At 62.4% G+C, this 14,227-nt stretch carries 14 protein-coding genes; 3 read left to right on the top strand and 11 right to left on the bottom strand.

Annotated elements, in window-relative coordinates; translation table 11 throughout:
* Positions 1-52: 52 nt before the first annotated feature.
* The 10 genes from parE to nudF all read right to left on the bottom strand — a co-directional run bounded on the left by parE (position 53) and on the right by nudF (position 9,093).
* Entirely contained in the window at positions 53-1,948 is a 1,896-nt protein-coding gene (parE, locus tag BN1118_RS02635; protein ID WP_043554448.1) for a DNA topoisomerase IV subunit B, read from the bottom strand.
* A 116-nt stretch (positions 1,949-2,064) separates the two neighbouring features.
* Positions 2,065-4,080, bottom strand: a complete 2,016-nt coding sequence (locus tag BN1118_RS02630; protein WP_244463569.1) for an FUSC family protein — start codon at positions 4,078-4,080, stop codon at positions 2,065-2,067.
* 1 nt (position 4,081) lies between these two features.
* On the bottom strand, positions 4,082-4,948 hold the full coding sequence (locus BN1118_RS02625) for an efflux RND transporter periplasmic adaptor subunit (protein WP_043554447.1): 867 nt from the start codon (positions 4,946-4,948) through the stop codon (positions 4,082-4,084).
* Positions 4,941-5,183: a DUF1656 domain-containing protein gene (locus BN1118_RS02620; RefSeq protein WP_043137108.1), complete on the bottom strand. Its 243-nt coding sequence runs from the start codon at positions 5,181-5,183 to the stop codon at positions 4,941-4,943. Before BN1118_RS02620 ends, BN1118_RS02625 begins: the two co-directional genes overlap by 8 nt.
* Positions 5,184-5,382: 199 nt before the next feature.
* Positions 5,383-5,787, bottom strand: a complete 405-nt coding sequence (locus BN1118_RS02615; protein WP_043137111.1) for a GFA family protein — start codon at positions 5,785-5,787, stop codon at positions 5,383-5,385.
* Positions 5,788-5,824: 37 nt separating this feature from the next.
* A complete protein-coding gene (locus BN1118_RS02610) occupies positions 5,825-6,448 on the bottom strand; it encodes an NUDIX hydrolase (RefSeq protein ID WP_043554445.1) in 624 nt (207 codons plus the stop codon).
* A gap of 2 nt (positions 6,449-6,450) precedes the next feature.
* Positions 6,451-7,038 (bottom strand): YqiA/YcfP family alpha/beta fold hydrolase, encoded by a 588-nt coding sequence (locus tag BN1118_RS02605; RefSeq protein ID WP_043554444.1) that lies wholly within the window; start codon positions 7,036-7,038, stop codon positions 6,451-6,453.
* A gap of 13 nt (positions 7,039-7,051) precedes the next feature.
* A complete protein-coding gene (gene cpdA / locus BN1118_RS02600) occupies positions 7,052-7,870 on the bottom strand; it encodes a 3',5'-cyclic-AMP phosphodiesterase (RefSeq protein ID WP_043554442.1) in 819 nt (272 codons plus the stop codon).
* Between the two features lie 26 nt (positions 7,871-7,896).
* Positions 7,897-8,343 (bottom strand): DUF1249 domain-containing protein, encoded by a 447-nt coding sequence (locus BN1118_RS02595; RefSeq protein ID WP_043554441.1) that lies wholly within the window; start codon positions 8,341-8,343, stop codon positions 7,897-7,899.
* Between the two features lie 108 nt (positions 8,344-8,451).
* Positions 8,452-9,093 (bottom strand): ADP-ribose diphosphatase, encoded by a 642-nt coding sequence (nudF, locus tag BN1118_RS02590; RefSeq protein ID WP_043554440.1) that lies wholly within the window; start codon positions 9,091-9,093, stop codon positions 8,452-8,454.
* A 306-nt stretch (positions 9,094-9,399) separates the two neighbouring features.
* Between nudF and tolC the strand changes: the two genes are divergently transcribed.
* Positions 9,400-10,725, top strand: coding sequence for an outer membrane channel protein TolC (tolC, locus tag BN1118_RS02585; RefSeq protein WP_042868198.1), 1,326 nt, complete (start codon positions 9,400-9,402; stop codon positions 10,723-10,725).
* A 171-nt stretch (positions 10,726-10,896) separates the two neighbouring features.
* On the opposite strand, the gene hldE is transcribed toward tolC, so the two are convergent.
* A complete protein-coding gene (gene hldE / locus BN1118_RS02580; RefSeq protein ID WP_043554439.1) occupies positions 10,897-12,324 on the bottom strand; it encodes a bifunctional D-glycero-beta-D-manno-heptose-7-phosphate kinase/D-glycero-beta-D-manno-heptose 1-phosphate adenylyltransferase HldE in 1,428 nt (475 codons plus the stop codon).
* Between the two features lie 308 nt (positions 12,325-12,632).
* On the opposite strand from hldE, the gene lpxL reads away from it, so the two are divergent.
* Together lpxL and BN1118_RS02570 are read left to right on the top strand one after the other, a co-directional pair.
* Entirely contained in the window at positions 12,633-13,556 is a 924-nt protein-coding gene (gene lpxL, locus BN1118_RS02575; RefSeq protein WP_043554438.1) for an LpxL/LpxP family Kdo(2)-lipid IV(A) lauroyl/palmitoleoyl acyltransferase, read from the top strand.
* A 155-nt stretch (positions 13,557-13,711) separates the two neighbouring features.
* On the top strand, positions 13,712-14,179 hold the full coding sequence (locus tag BN1118_RS02570; protein ID WP_043554436.1) for an energy transducer TonB: 468 nt from the start codon (positions 13,712-13,714) through the stop codon (positions 14,177-14,179).
* Positions 14,180-14,227: the final 48 nt, after the last annotated feature.

Genomic DNA, 14,227 nt, shown 5'->3' with positions numbered 1-14,227 from the left:
CAGGGCGACTCCGGCTAAATGCTTGCTGGCCCGTACAGGGCCAGCCGACGGCTTAGATGATGGCGAGGTTGCCCTTCTCTTCCAGCCACTCGCGACGATCCGGGGCGCGCTTCTTGGCCAGCAGCATGTCCATCAGTTGCAGGGTCTCGTCCCCCTCTTCCATCTCGCCCATGGTGAGCTGCACCAGACGGCGGGTGTTGGGATCCATGGTGGTTTCCCGCAGCTGTTTCGGGTTCATCTCGCCCAGACCCTTGAATCGGGTCACCATCACCTTGCCCTTCTTCTTCTCTGCCTCGACCCGCTGCAGCACGCCGTTCTTCTCGTCCTCGTCGAGGGCATAAAACACCTCCTTGCCGATGTCGATCCGGTAGAGCGGCGGCATGGCCACATAGACGTGGCCATGGTTGACCAGGGTTCTGAAGTGCCTGACGAACAGTGCGCACAGCAGGGTGGCTATGTGCAGACCGTCCGAGTCCGCATCCGCGAGTATGCACACCTTGCCGTAGCGCAGGCCGGAGAGATCTTCGGAGTCCGGATCCAGGCCTATGGCCACAGAGATGTCGTGCACTTCTTGCGAGGCGAGCACCTGACCGGCCTCCACCTCCCAGGTGTTCAGTATCTTGCCGCGCAGGGGCATGATGGCCTGGAATTCACGATCCCGCGCCTGCTTGGCGCTGCCACCCGCCGAGTCACCCTCCACCAGGAAGAGTTCCCCCTGCATGGGGTCGGCGCAGTTGCAGTCGGTCAGCTTGCCGGGCAGGGCCGGACCTTGCGTGATTTTCTTGCGCACCACAGTCTTGGCGGCGCGCAACCGGCGCTGGGCGCTGGAGATGCAGATCTCGGCGATCTGCTCCGCCAGCTCGGTGTTGCTGTTGAGGAACAGGCTGAAGGCATCCTTCACCACCCCCGACACGAAGGCCGAGCTCTGGCGCGACGACAGCCGCTCCTTGGTCTGGCCGGCAAACTGGGGATCCTGCATCTTGATGGAAAGGATGTAGGCACAGCGATCCCAGATGTCTTCCGGGGTCAGCTTGACCCCGCGCGGCAGCAGGTTGCGGAACTCGCAGAACTCGCGCATGGCGTCGAGCAGGCCCTGGCGCAGGCCGTTGACGTGAGTGCCGCCCTGCGGCGTCGGGATCAGGTTCACATAGGATTCGGCGAGGCACTCGCCCCCCTCCGGCAACCAGCACAAGGCCCAGTCCACCGCGGACTGCTCTGTGCTGAAGGCGCCGACGAAGGGCTGCTCCGGCAGGCAGGTGAACTGCTTGACCGCATCGACCAGATAATCCTTGAGGCCATCTTCGTAGCACCACTCCAGCTTGATGCCGGTGTTCTTATCGAGGAACTTGATGGTGAGGCCGGGGCAGAGCACGGCCTTGGCCTTGAGCAGGTGCTCCAGCTTGGTGACCGAGAAGCGGGGCGAGTCGAAATAGCTCGCCTGCGGCCAGAAGCGCACCCGGGTGCCCGTGTTGCGGCGCCCGCAGGTGCCCGTGATGGTCAGCTCCTGCACCTTGTCACCTCGCTCGAAGGCGATGTCATAGACCTGGCCGTCGCGGCGCACCGTCACCTCGACCCGATCGGACAGGGCGTTCACTACCGAGATGCCCACCCCGTGCAGACCGCCGGAGAACTGATAGTTCTTGTTGGAGAACTTGCCCCCCGCGTGCAGCTTGCAGAGGATCAGCTCCACACCGGATACCCCCTCCTCCGGGTGAATGTCGACCGGCATGCCGCGGCCGTCATCGATCACCTCGAGGGACTGGTCTTCAAACAGGGTCACCTCCAGGGTACGGGCGTGGCCCGCCAGCGCCTCATCGACGCTGTTGTCGATGACCTCCTGGCCGAGGTGATTGGGCCGGGTGGTGTCTGTGTACATGCCGGGGCGACGACGCACCGGTTCGAGGCCATTGAGGACCTCAATGGCATCCGCATTGTATTGAGTGGACATGGAGGGCCTTGCGAATTGACGTTTGGGGAGAATCTTACTCGTTGGGAGGGCCTTGGACAAACCCGACTGCGGGAAAGGGTGATCCAGACAGGGGCCGGCCAGGCCCAAGTCCGGACTCAGGCCGCGGCTGACGCCACCGGCAGCGCCTGCTGCAGCTGGGAGAGAGAGCTGTGCAGCCGCCACACCATGCCAGCCAGATCCAGCGCCGCCGGATCCCGATGACGAGCCAGCCCCTGGCTGATGCGTTGCAGCTCGGCCAGCGTCCGTTCGAGGGAGTCATGCTGCACCCCCCGCTCGGTGAGGATCCCTCGCAGGCAGCGAATGCAGGCGTCTCGCACCAGATAGAGCGGCTGATCATCGCCACGCCACTGGCGCAATTGCCAGACGATGTGGCTGCAGTTGAGCAGCACCACGCCCCAGCGCAGCACCCAGAGCCGGGCGGTCTGATCCTGGCTCTGGCTGAGCTGGCTGATGCCGTGATAAATGCGCGATTCGAACTGGCTCTCGCTCTGCTGTGGCCTGGGCGCCAGCTGATCCATGAAGTCGTGGCGCAAGATACGCATGATGCGGCGACTCTTGCGCCGATCCGAGCTCGGCCGCAGGATCTGGAACGCCAGCCCGGCCGCCATCACCCCCAACACCTGGCTGATGCTGGTATTGATGAACAACGAGTAGTCGTAGCTCGGCGGGTTGGTGATGGAGAGAAAGGAGCCGAGCAGCACTATGAGCTGACCCCACAGCACAGCCATCCTGGGCTTTTGCAGCTTGAACATCTGCATGGTGACCAGCACGGGAAACAGCAGGGCGCAGAACTGCCAGAAGTCGTCGATGCGGATCATCAGGCCGAACTTGACCGCGAAACAGACCAGGCTCAGCAGCAAAATGGCCTGCAGCATGGTGTTGACTCCCTTGGCCGGCGCCGGCGTCGCCGAGTAGAGCACGCAGCAGATAGAGAGCATGGTCAGCGCAGTCCCCCCCAGATCCCACTGGCTGTGGATCCAGAAGGCGCAACCCAGCAGCACGCAGAGGAAGGTGCGGCCACCGTTGTAGGCCGCCTCATAGCTGTCGATGTGACTGGTGAGCGAGGTGTGGCGCGGCGGGGCCGGCCACTCCCGATCGTCATACTGCTCCAGCCGGCTCAGCCAGCGCTGACACTCCAGATAGCTCCAGCAGAAGTGACGCAGCCGCAGCCAGAAGGTGCGGTGCCGATAATCGCCCCCTGCAGTCGGCGCGAACGGAGCCAGCAGCCGGGCGATGCGATACTTGTCGCACGCCGGCTTGCCCAGCTCGGTCAGCAGGCTGGCCAGCAGCGCCTGAATGCCCGCCGGTTGCTCCGGCCAGTTGTGCAGCATGCGGCGCTGGCTGGAGATGAGGCTGATGATCCGCAGCTGGCGGTGCAGCAGGAAGTTGAGCAGCTTGTTGTGGCGGCGCAGCCGGTGGTGGCTCCACACCGCCTGAATGCGCAGCACGTTCATGGTGAGGATCTGGCCGATCAGCCCCTCGTGGGCGCTGCGCACATCCGGGTTGGCCTCCCCCAGCCAGAGCAGCTGGGCATGTTCCAGCAGACGGCTCTGGCTCTTGCGCAGCGATTGCAGCAGGGTCTCGCTGTCGGAGGTGCTGGGCAGGATCATCATCATCAGGCCACCGCAGAGGATGCCGATGATCACCTCGCTCACCCGGGCCTGGGCTATGTCGAAGATATGGTGCGGATCGACCACGTTGACGCAGGAGAAGGCGATGATGGCGGCCGTGTAACCCGCCAGGGCAAAGGCGTAGGAGACATTGTTCTGATAGTGGTTGGAGATGTAGGTGCAGAGCCCGAGCCAGAGGGCGATGAGAAAGCTGAACAGCCAGGGATCGCTGATGCCAAGGCCGGTGATCACCACGGCCGCCATGGCGCCGACCAGACTGCCGACTACCCGCCCCAGGCTCTTGCTGATGACCCCGCCGACGGTGGGAAAGCTCACCACGGCGGCCGAGGTCATGGCCCAGTAAGGGGCATCCAGCTGCAAGACAAACGCCAGCCAGAGCGACAGGCACATGGCCAGGCTGTTGCGCAGGGCATAACGCCACTGGCCACCGCTGGCCTTGCCCCAGGGGGTCCGGCGCCAGAGCGACCCGATTGCACTCACCTCATTCCCCTATGGTGATGGTGCAGGTGGTGCCCGCGATCAGGGCCAACTCGGGCGGCACATCCAGCAGGCGGATCCGCACCGGCACCCGCTGGGCCAGCCGCACCCAGGGCACGTTCGGTTTGACGTCGAGCAGCAGGCTGCTGCCACCGTCCACGCTCTGATCGTGAATGGCGCGCCCTATGCTTTCCACCTCGCCGCGCAGGGTCTGATCCCCGCTGTAGAGCACCACCTCGGCCGGCTTGCCCGGCGCTATGCGCCTGAGCTTGGTCTCTTCGAAATAACCCTGCACATAGAAGGAGTGAATATCCACCAGTGCCACCAGCGGCACCCCGGCGCTGGCATAGTTGCCGACCCGAGTCTGCAGGTTGGTGATGTAACCGTCGCTCGCGGCATGCACCTGGGTCTTGGCTAGGGACCACTGCGCCTGCTCCAGATTGGCCTGGGCCACCTGATAGGCCGCCTTCATCGCCTGGGCATTGAGCCGTGCCTCGTCCCCGGCCTCCGCCGAGATGACGTTATTCGACAAGCCACGGCGACGCGTCGCCTCGTGCTCGGCCTTGTCGAGATCCGATTTGGCCTTGGCGAGCGCCGCGCTGGCGTTGTCGAGGGCGATCCGGTAAGGGACGGGATCCAGGGTGAAGACCAGCTCTCCCGTCTTGACCAGCTGGTTGTCCTTGACCGCTATCTTGATGATCTTGCCCGATACCTCGGGGGTGATGCTGACCAGCTCGGCCCGCACCTTGCCATCCCGGGTCCAGGGGCCCTGCATGTAGTAGTTCCACAGCCACCAGCCCGCCGCCAGCGCCAGGGCGCAGACCAGCAGGGTGGAGAAGTATTTGAGGGTCGCGAGGGGTGATTTAGCCATGTAACAGGATCCAGAAAGCGCCACTGACGGCGAGGATAAACAGGGAGAGATCCATCAGCAGGGGATGCCAGACATCCCCGCCATAGAGCCAGTCACGCAGCAGATGATGCACAGGCAACCAGCCAAGCAGACCGAACAGCACGGCCTTGAACAGGGGTGGAAAGTAGAGAGAAGCGCCCAGTATCAGATCCGGCAGCGCTGAAGGGGTCGTCACAAGCGTGCTCCCTGTTGGCAGAGAAGGGCAGAAAAGTCGGCCAGGGTCTGCACCAGAGCAGACCCGCCAAGGTTAACACAGCCATTTCCAGTGCTACAGGAGCAGATGGTTCCCTTGCGGTCAGACCACTCGGCCGGGTGGTAAACCCAGTCGCGCAGCGGCACTTCACCGGCTCGAACGGGTTGATCCTTCAGAGACAGGCGAGGGTGTCATCCTGTTCTCAACGGGTTGGGCGATCCGCAGGGTGATGCACCCCGTCTCGCGTCGGTACCTCCCCCAGTTCGAACGGATTGACCCCCTCGAGACAGGCGAGGTTGTAGCCATACTCGGCCGGGTTGGAGCGGCGCTGGTGATGGGTGTAGATGCCGCAGACGCTGCAGAAGTAGTGTTTCGCGGTGCGGGTGTTGAACTGGTAGCAGCGCAGCACCGCCTCTCCCTGCAGGATGCGGATGCCCGAGAGCGGCACCGAGGCGACGATGGCGCCACGCCGCCGGCAGAGGGAACAGTCACAGCGGCGCGGATCCACCACCCCATCCGGCAAGCTGAGTTCCAGCACCACGGCCCCGCAGTGACAGCTGGCCTTGTGTTTCTCTTCAATGGGGGTGTTGCCGATGCGTTTTATCATGCAGCCTCCTTGCCGCCGGGCACTGGGCCCTGTCGTCTCAATCGAACAGCGTCTCGCGCCGCCCCTGTTGCAGATGAGCATGCAGGGTACGCAGCTGGGATGCCAACACCCTGTGCAGGGAGAGCGACGGCAGGGCATCGAGGGCGAAGTAGGCAGCGCCCCGGGTTTCGTCGGTCTCGGTGAGCAGCTGGCCCCCCGTCACCTCGCACAAAAAGAAGGCCTTGTGGGCGTGGGGCAACTGGGGCGGATGGGGGTGTTTGAGCTTGTCGAACAACGCCAACAGTTGCACGGCCCGGCAGGCGAGCCCCGTCTCCTCGGCCACCTCGCGCACCACGGCGCCGGCCGGTGAATCACCTATGTCACACCAGCCGCCTGGCAGGGTCCAGCAGCCGTCGCTGCGCTCCTGCACCAGCAGGATATGGCCGTCATCGTTTTGAATAAACGCCCGCACATCCAGCTTGGGGGTGGGATAGCCGCTATCGAGGGCGATCCATGCTGAAATGGCGGCGGGATCCAGCTCGCTCTGACTGGCAATCAGGGCGACCGTGGCCGCTCTGAGTGCCTCGAAACGGCCGATATCGAAGGGATCCCTGGAATAGGTGAGACCGGCCTGCGCCGTGGCCAGCACCTGTTCCAGAAAGGCGGCCAACGGCGGTTGCATGGCTAGAGCCCGAGGAAGCGAATGATCTGGGCGGGGTAGCGCTCGAACCCGGTGAAGGCGTGATTGCCACCGCACTCCAGCGAGAGACGGGCAAAGCGGTATTCGGTCAGCGCCTTGCGATAGTCGAGCACCTCATCCTCCTGCTGTTGCAGGATCCAGAGCCGTTCGGGGGCGGTTACCGGCACCGCCAGCGCCCGCAGCTCGTCCATGTGGGCCGGCAGCAGCTCGTAGCGCTCATCGGTATAGGGATTGGTCTGGGGGCCCAGATAGTCGCAGAGCAGCTCGTGAGGGCGCACCGCCGGGTTGATCAGGGCCGCGCGACAGCCATACAACTCACTGACTCTCGTTGCCATAAAACCGCCGAGTGAGCTGCCCACGGCGCCAAGCTTGAGGCGGTCACCGTGACGGGCGCTGGCCTCTTCAATGGTCTGCGCTATGGCCGCCCAGGCCGCCGCCGGCGTATTGGGCTGGGCCGGGATGATCACCTCTATGTCGGGCCTGTGCGCCGCTACCCAGGCAGCCATCTGCTGCGCCTTGGCCGAGCCGGGTGATGAATTGAAACCATGCAGATAAAGCAAAACGGAGGTCATGGAAACGGCCTCCTCAATAACCGGTGGCATCGGGGTCGGGCACAAACTGCCCCACCGGCAGACGCCACACCTGGCTCGCGACCCGGCCATCCGGATGCAGGGTGAGATAGCGCCAGCCCGGACCTGACTCGTCCAGCGCGAAACCATCGCTGAGCGGCTTGAACTGGATGCAGGTGGAGGGACTGGCAATCAGCCGCACCCCGCGGTGCACCTCGTCAAACTCCTGATGGACATGACCAAACAAGATGGTTTTCTGCTGGGGATGACGGGCCAGCACGGCGAACAGGTCGTCGGCGTTTTTGAGATTGTGCTGATCCAGCCAGGCGCAACCCACAGGCACCGCCTGATGGTGCAGGGCGATGAGGGCATGGCGCTCGGGGTGCTGGCGCAGTGCGCTGTCCAGCGCCGCCAGCTGGTGATCGCCGAGCACGCCGTGAGGTTTGCCGCGTACCTGGGTATCCAGCAGTATCACCTGCCAGTGCTCGCCCACCAGCTGCTTGGCCTCGCTGATGCCGGCCGTATGCAGGTATTCGGTCATCAGGGGAGCGTCGTCATGGTTGCCGGGCAGCCAGTAGATGGGGCGTGCCAGCGGGGCCATCATGCTGGCAAAGCGCTGGTAGGATTCCGGACTGTGATCCTGCGACAGATCGCCGGTCGCCAGGATCAGATCAAACGGATGATCGTTGGCCTGCACCCGCTCCAGCACGGCAGCCAGGCTCTCCGCGGTGCGCACGGCCAATAGCCGCCCCTCGGCACTCGCGAAGAGGTGGGTGTCGGTAATTTGTAACAGGCGCACACTGCCGTCCTGCGCCTGGGGTAGCTCTGTTTCCAAAATCACGCTTCTTTTTATAAGTTCAACTAGAGGATGTTTATCAGGCTGGTACCATGTCTGAGACAAAATTTTAGCCAATCGGCCAGAAACAGATTTACCTGCTCCTTTTCATCCCGCTGGTGCATTTTTTTATTGGGATAATCATAACGTGGTTGCAACCTCGAAATCTGTTGCGCCGCACACACTTCCGCCATCCGCACATCATGATACAAACGAATCTCGATGCGAGCCTGCAAGTAGCTCGGCAATTCCGGGTTGTGCTGGGCCAGGATCACCTGGCTGGTGAAGCGGCTCTCCTCGCTGACGGTGAGCTGGAACTGCAGGCCGTTACCCACCTGATAACGGCGTTCGGCCCCGACTGTGCCGCCCGGCGGCAACAGTTTCATCAAGGCCATATAATTCACCTCGCAGGTTCGCTGCAAGGACATCAAATCAGGCACATAGCGTTTCATCGGGCTCTGGACTAACGGCATAGCGCAGCTCCATCAATCAACACCCGTGAGTAATTCACCTCGCAAGTACGCTGCAAGGACATCAAGTCAGGCACATAGCGCTTGCCCTGCTGCTGGACGCGCACCACCTCAGCGCCCCGCCAGCCAGCGAGCCCTCAGCTCGCCGTGATTGAGGGCCAGCCACTGCAGCGCTATGACGGAGGCCGCGTTGTCGATACGCCCCTCCTTGAGCCAGGCATAGGCCTGCTCGCGGCTCACCACGTGCACCCGAATATCCTCGCCCTCCTCCGCCAGACCGTGGATCCCCTCGGCCTTGCTGGCATCCACCTCGCCCACATAGACCTCGATCCGCTCCGTGCTGCCACCCGGACTCACCAGATAGCTGATGGCATGCTCGCAGCGACCCACCTCGATGCCCGCCTCTTCCACCGCCTCCCGGCGCACCACGGCTTCGGCGGTCTCCCCTTCATCTATGATGCCGGCCACCAGCTCCAGCAACCAGGGCGTAGGGCTGGTCTCGATGGCGCCGATGCGAAACTGCTCCACCAGCACTATCTGGTCGCGCACAGGATCATAGGGCAGCAGGGCGCCGGCATGGCCGCGCTCGAACAGCTCGCGCACTATGGGTTCGTTCCAGCCCCCCGCAAATAACCTGTGCTGCAGGCGATAGACGTTCACTTTGAAGAAGCCGTTATATCCCGATGATTTATCGATGATTTTTACATCATCGGCAGAATAGTGACGGGTTTGGGGCAAGGCTTGCTGCGACATACGAGACTCCCGCCAGCTTGACTTGGCTCGGTTTGACCATAAAATCCGAGAACATGAATGAACATTCATTCACTCGTTCCCGACGGAGATGAGGGATGGATTTTAGCAGCCACAGGGCATTTGGCTAGGCACGAGGGGGAGAAAACTCCCCCTCGTGCTTGACGTTCCTGTCGCTGGAAAAGAGACAGTTATCATAAAATTTTGCTTATAGTAGAGTGATTAAGCTGAAATCAAGCTTGCTCAGTGACAATACCCCTCCTTCATCCAGCGACAGCTTTGGGTTAATACATAAGGTTAAAACGATCTATGAAAAGAACACTCTTGTCAGCCATGGTGTTGCTGGGCGTCAGCGCCGGCGCCCATGCCGAAAACCTGCTCGATATTTACCAACAGGCTCAGATCAAGGACACCCAACTGCTTGAATCCAAGGCCAAGCGTGATCAGGCTTTCGAGAAGATCAACGAATCCCGCGCAGCCCTGCTGCCCCAAATCAATCTGGGTGCCGGTCTGAACTACCTGCAGAACAAGGGTGATACCCAGACCAACAGCAACGCCACCGGCTCCCTCTCGCTGGATCAGTCCATCTACCGCCGCAGCAACTGGGTCAACCTGGATCTGACCGAGAAGAGCGCCACCCAGTCCGATGTGGCCTACAACCTCGAAGTCCAGAACCTGATGCTGCGTACCTCCCAGGCCTATTTCGACGTGCTCAAGGCGATGGACACCCTGGAGTTCGTCCGCGCCAACAAGGCCGCAGTGGAACGCCAGCTGGAACAGACCCAGCAGCGCTTCGAAGTGGGCCTGACCGCCATCACGGACGTGCATGAGGCCGAGGCCGAGCGCGACCAGGCGCTGGCGGACGAGATCAATGCCGAAAACACCCTGGACAACAGCTACGAGAGCCTGCGTGAACTGACCGGCATAGACCACCGTCAGCTGGACGTGCTCAACACAGAGCGCTTCACCCCGCAGAAGACACCGTTCAACTCCGACAAGTGGCTGGAGCTGGCGCTGGACAAGAACCTGCAACTGCACAGCGCCCGCATCGGCAAGGACATCGCCAAGGAACAGATCGATCTGGCCAAGACGGGTCATGAGCCGACCGTGGATCTGGGCGCCGGTCTCTCCACCAGCTACAACGACTACAAGGACGAGATCCGCAACCCCGAGAGCAACAGCAATCAGGGCAACATAGGCCTGAACTTCAAGCTGCCGCTCTACACGGGTGGGGCGACTACCTCCCAGGTCAAGCAGTCACAGTTCAACTACGTGGCCGCCAGCGAGCAGCTGGAGCGCAGCTTCCGCTCGGTGCAGAGCACGGTTCGCTCCTCCTACAACAACGTGAACGCCAGCATCGGCTCGGTGCGCGCCTACAGCCAGTCCGTCATCTCCGCCGACAGCGCCCTCAAGGCGACCGAGGCCGGTTATGAGGTCGGCACCCGCACCATAGTCGACGTGCTGGACTCCACCCGCAAGCTGTACCAGGCCAAGCAGAAGCTCTCCGAAGCCCGCTACAACTACATCCTCAGCATTCTCTCCCTCAAGCAGGCCGCCGGCACACTTGAGCAGAAGGATCTGGAAGAGGTGAACCAGGGGCTGATGCCTGCAGCCCAGGTCACCAAGAAGTCCTGAGCCCCGCAGCTCATGTCATGAAAAAGGCGACCTCAGGGTCGCCTTTTGTTATCTGCGCTTGCTGTTGCCCGCAGCGGCCGGTTGCTTTGCCGCAGACTGGTACCGCTAGGTGCCACTTCCGCACTCTGACGCGCCAGACATAAAAAAACCCGGCCTGAGCCGGGTTTTGACTCATCCGCGTTCGCGGATGGTCTTGATGATGTCGCTGGTGGAGCAACCATCCTCGAAGTTGAGCACGCGCACCTCGCCACCGTTGGCGGTCACCTCGTCGTAACCGGCGATATCCTTCGGCTTGTAGTCACCGCCCTTGACCAGCAGGTCGGGCAGCACTTCGGCGATCAGCCGCTGGGGCGTATCTTCGGCGAAGGGCACCACCCAGTCCACGGCGCCCAGCGCGGCCAGCACGGCCATGCGACGGTCGGTCGAGTTGACCGGGCGACCCGGCCCCTTCAGGCGACGGACGGAGTCATCGGTATTGACCGCCACTATCAGGCGATCCCCCAGCTTGCCGGCATTGGCGAGGTAGGAGACGTGGCCGGCGTGCAGTATGTCGAAGCAGCCGTTGGTCATCACCACCTTCTCGCCACGCAGGCGGGCAGCCTGCACGGCAACCTTGAGCTGAGCCTCGGACATGACGCCAAAGCCGGTCTCCTGCTCGGTGTAGAGGGCATTGGCAAGCTCGACCGGGCTGACGGTGGAGGTACCCAGCTTGCCGACCACGATACCGGCCGCCGTGTTGGCCAGGGCACAGGCCTCGTCCAGGCTCATGCCGGCGGCCAGCGAGGTGGCCAGGGTGGAGATGACGGTATCACCGGCACCTGTCACGTCGTAAACCTCGTGGGCCTGGGCCGGCAGGTGCAGCTCTGGCTGACCTTCGCGGATCAGGGTCATGCCGTTTTCGGAACGGGTGACCAGCAGGGCTTCCAGCTCGAAACGCTTGACCAGCTCGAGTCCCTTGGCGACCAGATCCTCTTCACCCTTCACCTTGCCCACCACGGCCTCGAACTCGGACATGTTGGGGGTCAGCAGGGTGGCGCCGCGATACTTCTCGAACTCGGTCCCCTTGGGGTCGACCAGTACGGGAATGCCGGCGGCGCGGGCACGCTGGATCATGCCGGGTACGTCGTTGAGGGCACCCTTGCCGTAGTCGGAGAGGATCATCACGTCGCTGTTCGGCAGCGCCTGCTCCACCTTGTTCATCAGCAGAGTGGAATCGACATCGTGGAACGCTTCCTCGAAGTCCAGACGCAGCAGCTGCTGGTTGCGCGACAGCACCCGCAGCTTGGTGATGGTCGGATAGTCGGCCAGACGAACGAAATCACAGGCAACCTTGACGCCAGCCATCTGGCTAGCCAGCGCATCGGCGGCCTCATCCTGACCGGTCAGGCCCAGCAGCACGGCGTGGGCGCCCAGGGCGGCAGAGTTGAGGGCCACGTTGGCGGCGCCACCCGGGCGCTCCTCAATGTGCTCAACCTTGACCACGGGCACCGGGGCCTCGGGCGAGATCCGGCCGGTGGGGCCATGCCAATAGCGGTCCAACATGACATCGCCAACGACCAGAACGCGGGCTTTTTCAAACTCGGGCAGGGTGATCTTCATCTGTATCGACTCTCAAAACCTGAAAAATTCAGTCCCGGATTTTATCACACTCTTTTCTACGGTGTAGAAAAAGCAAACCTGTGGTTTCCATTTAAGGAAACTCATAGTTACAGTCCGCGCCACGCGGATCAGAGGCAAGCAGCCCCTCTGACCAGCACATAGCCATTCGCCCCCGACCCCGCTTTTCGGCTAGAATCCCCCGATTGCGAGTAAAACTATCCGCTCAGGATACCCACGTGCCTTTATCGCCTCCCCTTATTCGACCGGGCTTGCCCCGGTGCATGGCGATTGCGAACAAGAGACTTTTCATGGCCCACAACAATGCTCCCCGCCTCGAATCCCGCCTGTTTCATCCCCGCTACTGGGCCAGCTGGTTCGGCCTCAGTTTGCTCTGGCTGCTGGTGCTGCTGCCCTGGCGCAGCCAGATGTGGCTGGGCCGCCAACTGGGTCGTCTCGCCCGCAAGCTGCTGAAATCCCGCGTCAAGATTGCCCGCCGCAACCTGGAACTGGCGATGCCCGAGCTGACCAAGGATGAGCGGGAGAAGCTGCTCAAGGCCAACTTCGAAAGCGTCGGCTGCGCCATCTTCGAGGTGGGCATGGCCTGGTTCTGGCCGGATTGGCGGATGCGCAACCTGATGAAGGTGGAAGGGGAAGAGCACGTCATCGCCGCCATGGAGAAGAGGCAGGGCATGCTGCTGCTCTCCTGCCACTTCCTGACGCTGGAGCTGAACGCCCGCTGCTTCGGCCTGGTGCGCCCCGGGGTCGGCGTCTACCGCCCCAACACCAATCCGGTGCTGGAATATGCCCAGTACCACGGTCGCTGCGCCTCCAACAAGTATCTGGTGGACCGCATGGACGTGAAGGGGATGATCAAGGCGCTGCGCAACGGTGACGCCCTCTGGTACGCGCCGGATCACGACTACGGTGCCCACGCCAGCGTGTTCGTGCCCTACTTCGCGGTCGAACAGGCCGCCACCATCACGGGCACAGCCACCCTGGCGCGGGTGAAAAATACCGTCACCCTGCCCTGCTACAACATCCGCACCCAGGAGGGCTACGTCTTGCATATAGGAGCGCCGCTCGCCGACTACCCCAGTGGCGATGACGTGGCCGACGCCACCCGCGCCAACAGGGAGATAGAGGCGGCGGTTCGCAAGGCCCCCGAGCAGTACATGTGGCTGCACCGTCGCTTCAAGACCCGGCCCAATCCGGATGACGCTGGCTACTACTGAGTCAGAAAGGGATGAAAAAACCGCCGCGAGGCGGTTTTTTATGGCCTGCAGCCCGGAAAGGGTTTTCATTCGTGGCTGAATATTTTATTAATGGCAGTGCCGAGCGGCGGGCCAGGCTCCGCCAGGAACAATAAAACAAACGAAGGGAAGCGAACATGAAAGCCACTCTTTTACTGGGTGCCCTGTGCGTATTGGCAGGTTGCAGTCACCAGACCCAGAGCGTGCACCTCACCTCTCTCCCCCTGAGCAAGATCACGGATGTGAATGCCCAGTGGAGCCCTCTCAGCAGGAACGAATCCCGCTACCCCAAGGAAGCCATACTGGCCGAGAAGATGGGGTGTACCTCGCTCGAGTACGTGATCAATGAAGCGGGCCGGGCCGAGCAAATCCGCGTGCTGGCCCGCAGTGATGACACATTCAGCGAAGCCGCCATGGAGACGCTGCAGCAGTGGCAATGGCAGGCAACCGCTGCCAATCCGGGCCATCTTCCCGTCAAGTCCCAGACCCGGTTCGAATTCTGTATCGAGCATAACGGCCAGCCCTGTGACACCAGCGGGCTGGCGCAGCTCTGCCAGGGTGAGGACATGGTTCGCAGCACGGGGCAGGTCTACACCCAGGTCTGAGCACAGCCCCGCCTGGCTAGGCATCCCACATGAAAAAGGTGAGCCCAG

The organism is Aeromonas bestiarum, assembly GCF_000819745.1.
In the GTDB taxonomy this organism is placed as follows: Bacteria; Pseudomonadota; Gammaproteobacteria; order Enterobacterales; family Aeromonadaceae; genus Aeromonas; species Aeromonas bestiarum.
The sequence above is the reverse complement of the archived record's forward strand: the minus strand, read 5'-3'. Positions and strand labels throughout refer to the sequence as shown.

Bases quoted from the DNA above. Each gene is read 5' to 3' on its own strand.
- BN1118_RS02615 (WP_043137111.1), bottom strand. From the start codon at position 5,787: ATGATAAAACGCATCGGCAACACCCCCATTGAAGAGAAACACAAGGCC.
- lpxL (WP_043554438.1), top strand. From the start codon at position 12,633: ATGGCCCACAACAATGCTCCCCGCCTCGAATCCCGCCTGTTTCATCCC.
- hldE (WP_043554439.1), bottom strand. From the start codon at position 12,324: ATGAAGATCACCCTGCCCGAGTTTGAAAAAGCCCGCGTTCTGGTCGTT.
- parE (WP_043554448.1), bottom strand. From the start codon at position 1,948: ATGTCCACTCAATACAATGCGGATGCCATTGAGGTCCTCAATGGCCTC.
- BN1118_RS02625 (WP_043554447.1), bottom strand. From the start codon at position 4,948: ATGGCTAAATCACCCCTCGCGACCCTCAAATACTTCTCCACCCTGCTG.
- BN1118_RS02605 (WP_043554444.1), bottom strand. From the start codon at position 7,038: ATGACCTCCGTTTTGCTTTATCTGCATGGTTTCAATTCATCACCCGGC.
- BN1118_RS02570 (WP_043554436.1), top strand. From the start codon at position 13,712: ATGAAAGCCACTCTTTTACTGGGTGCCCTGTGCGTATTGGCAGGTTGC.
- BN1118_RS02595 (WP_043554441.1), bottom strand. From the start codon at position 8,343: ATGCCGTTAGTCCAGAGCCCGATGAAACGCTATGTGCCTGATTTGATG.
- tolC (WP_042868198.1), top strand. From the start codon at position 9,400: ATGAAAAGAACACTCTTGTCAGCCATGGTGTTGCTGGGCGTCAGCGCC.
- nudF (WP_043554440.1), bottom strand. From the start codon at position 9,093: ATGTCGCAGCAAGCCTTGCCCCAAACCCGTCACTATTCTGCCGATGAT.
- BN1118_RS02610 (WP_043554445.1), bottom strand. From the start codon at position 6,448: ATGCAACCGCCGTTGGCCGCCTTTCTGGAACAGGTGCTGGCCACGGCG.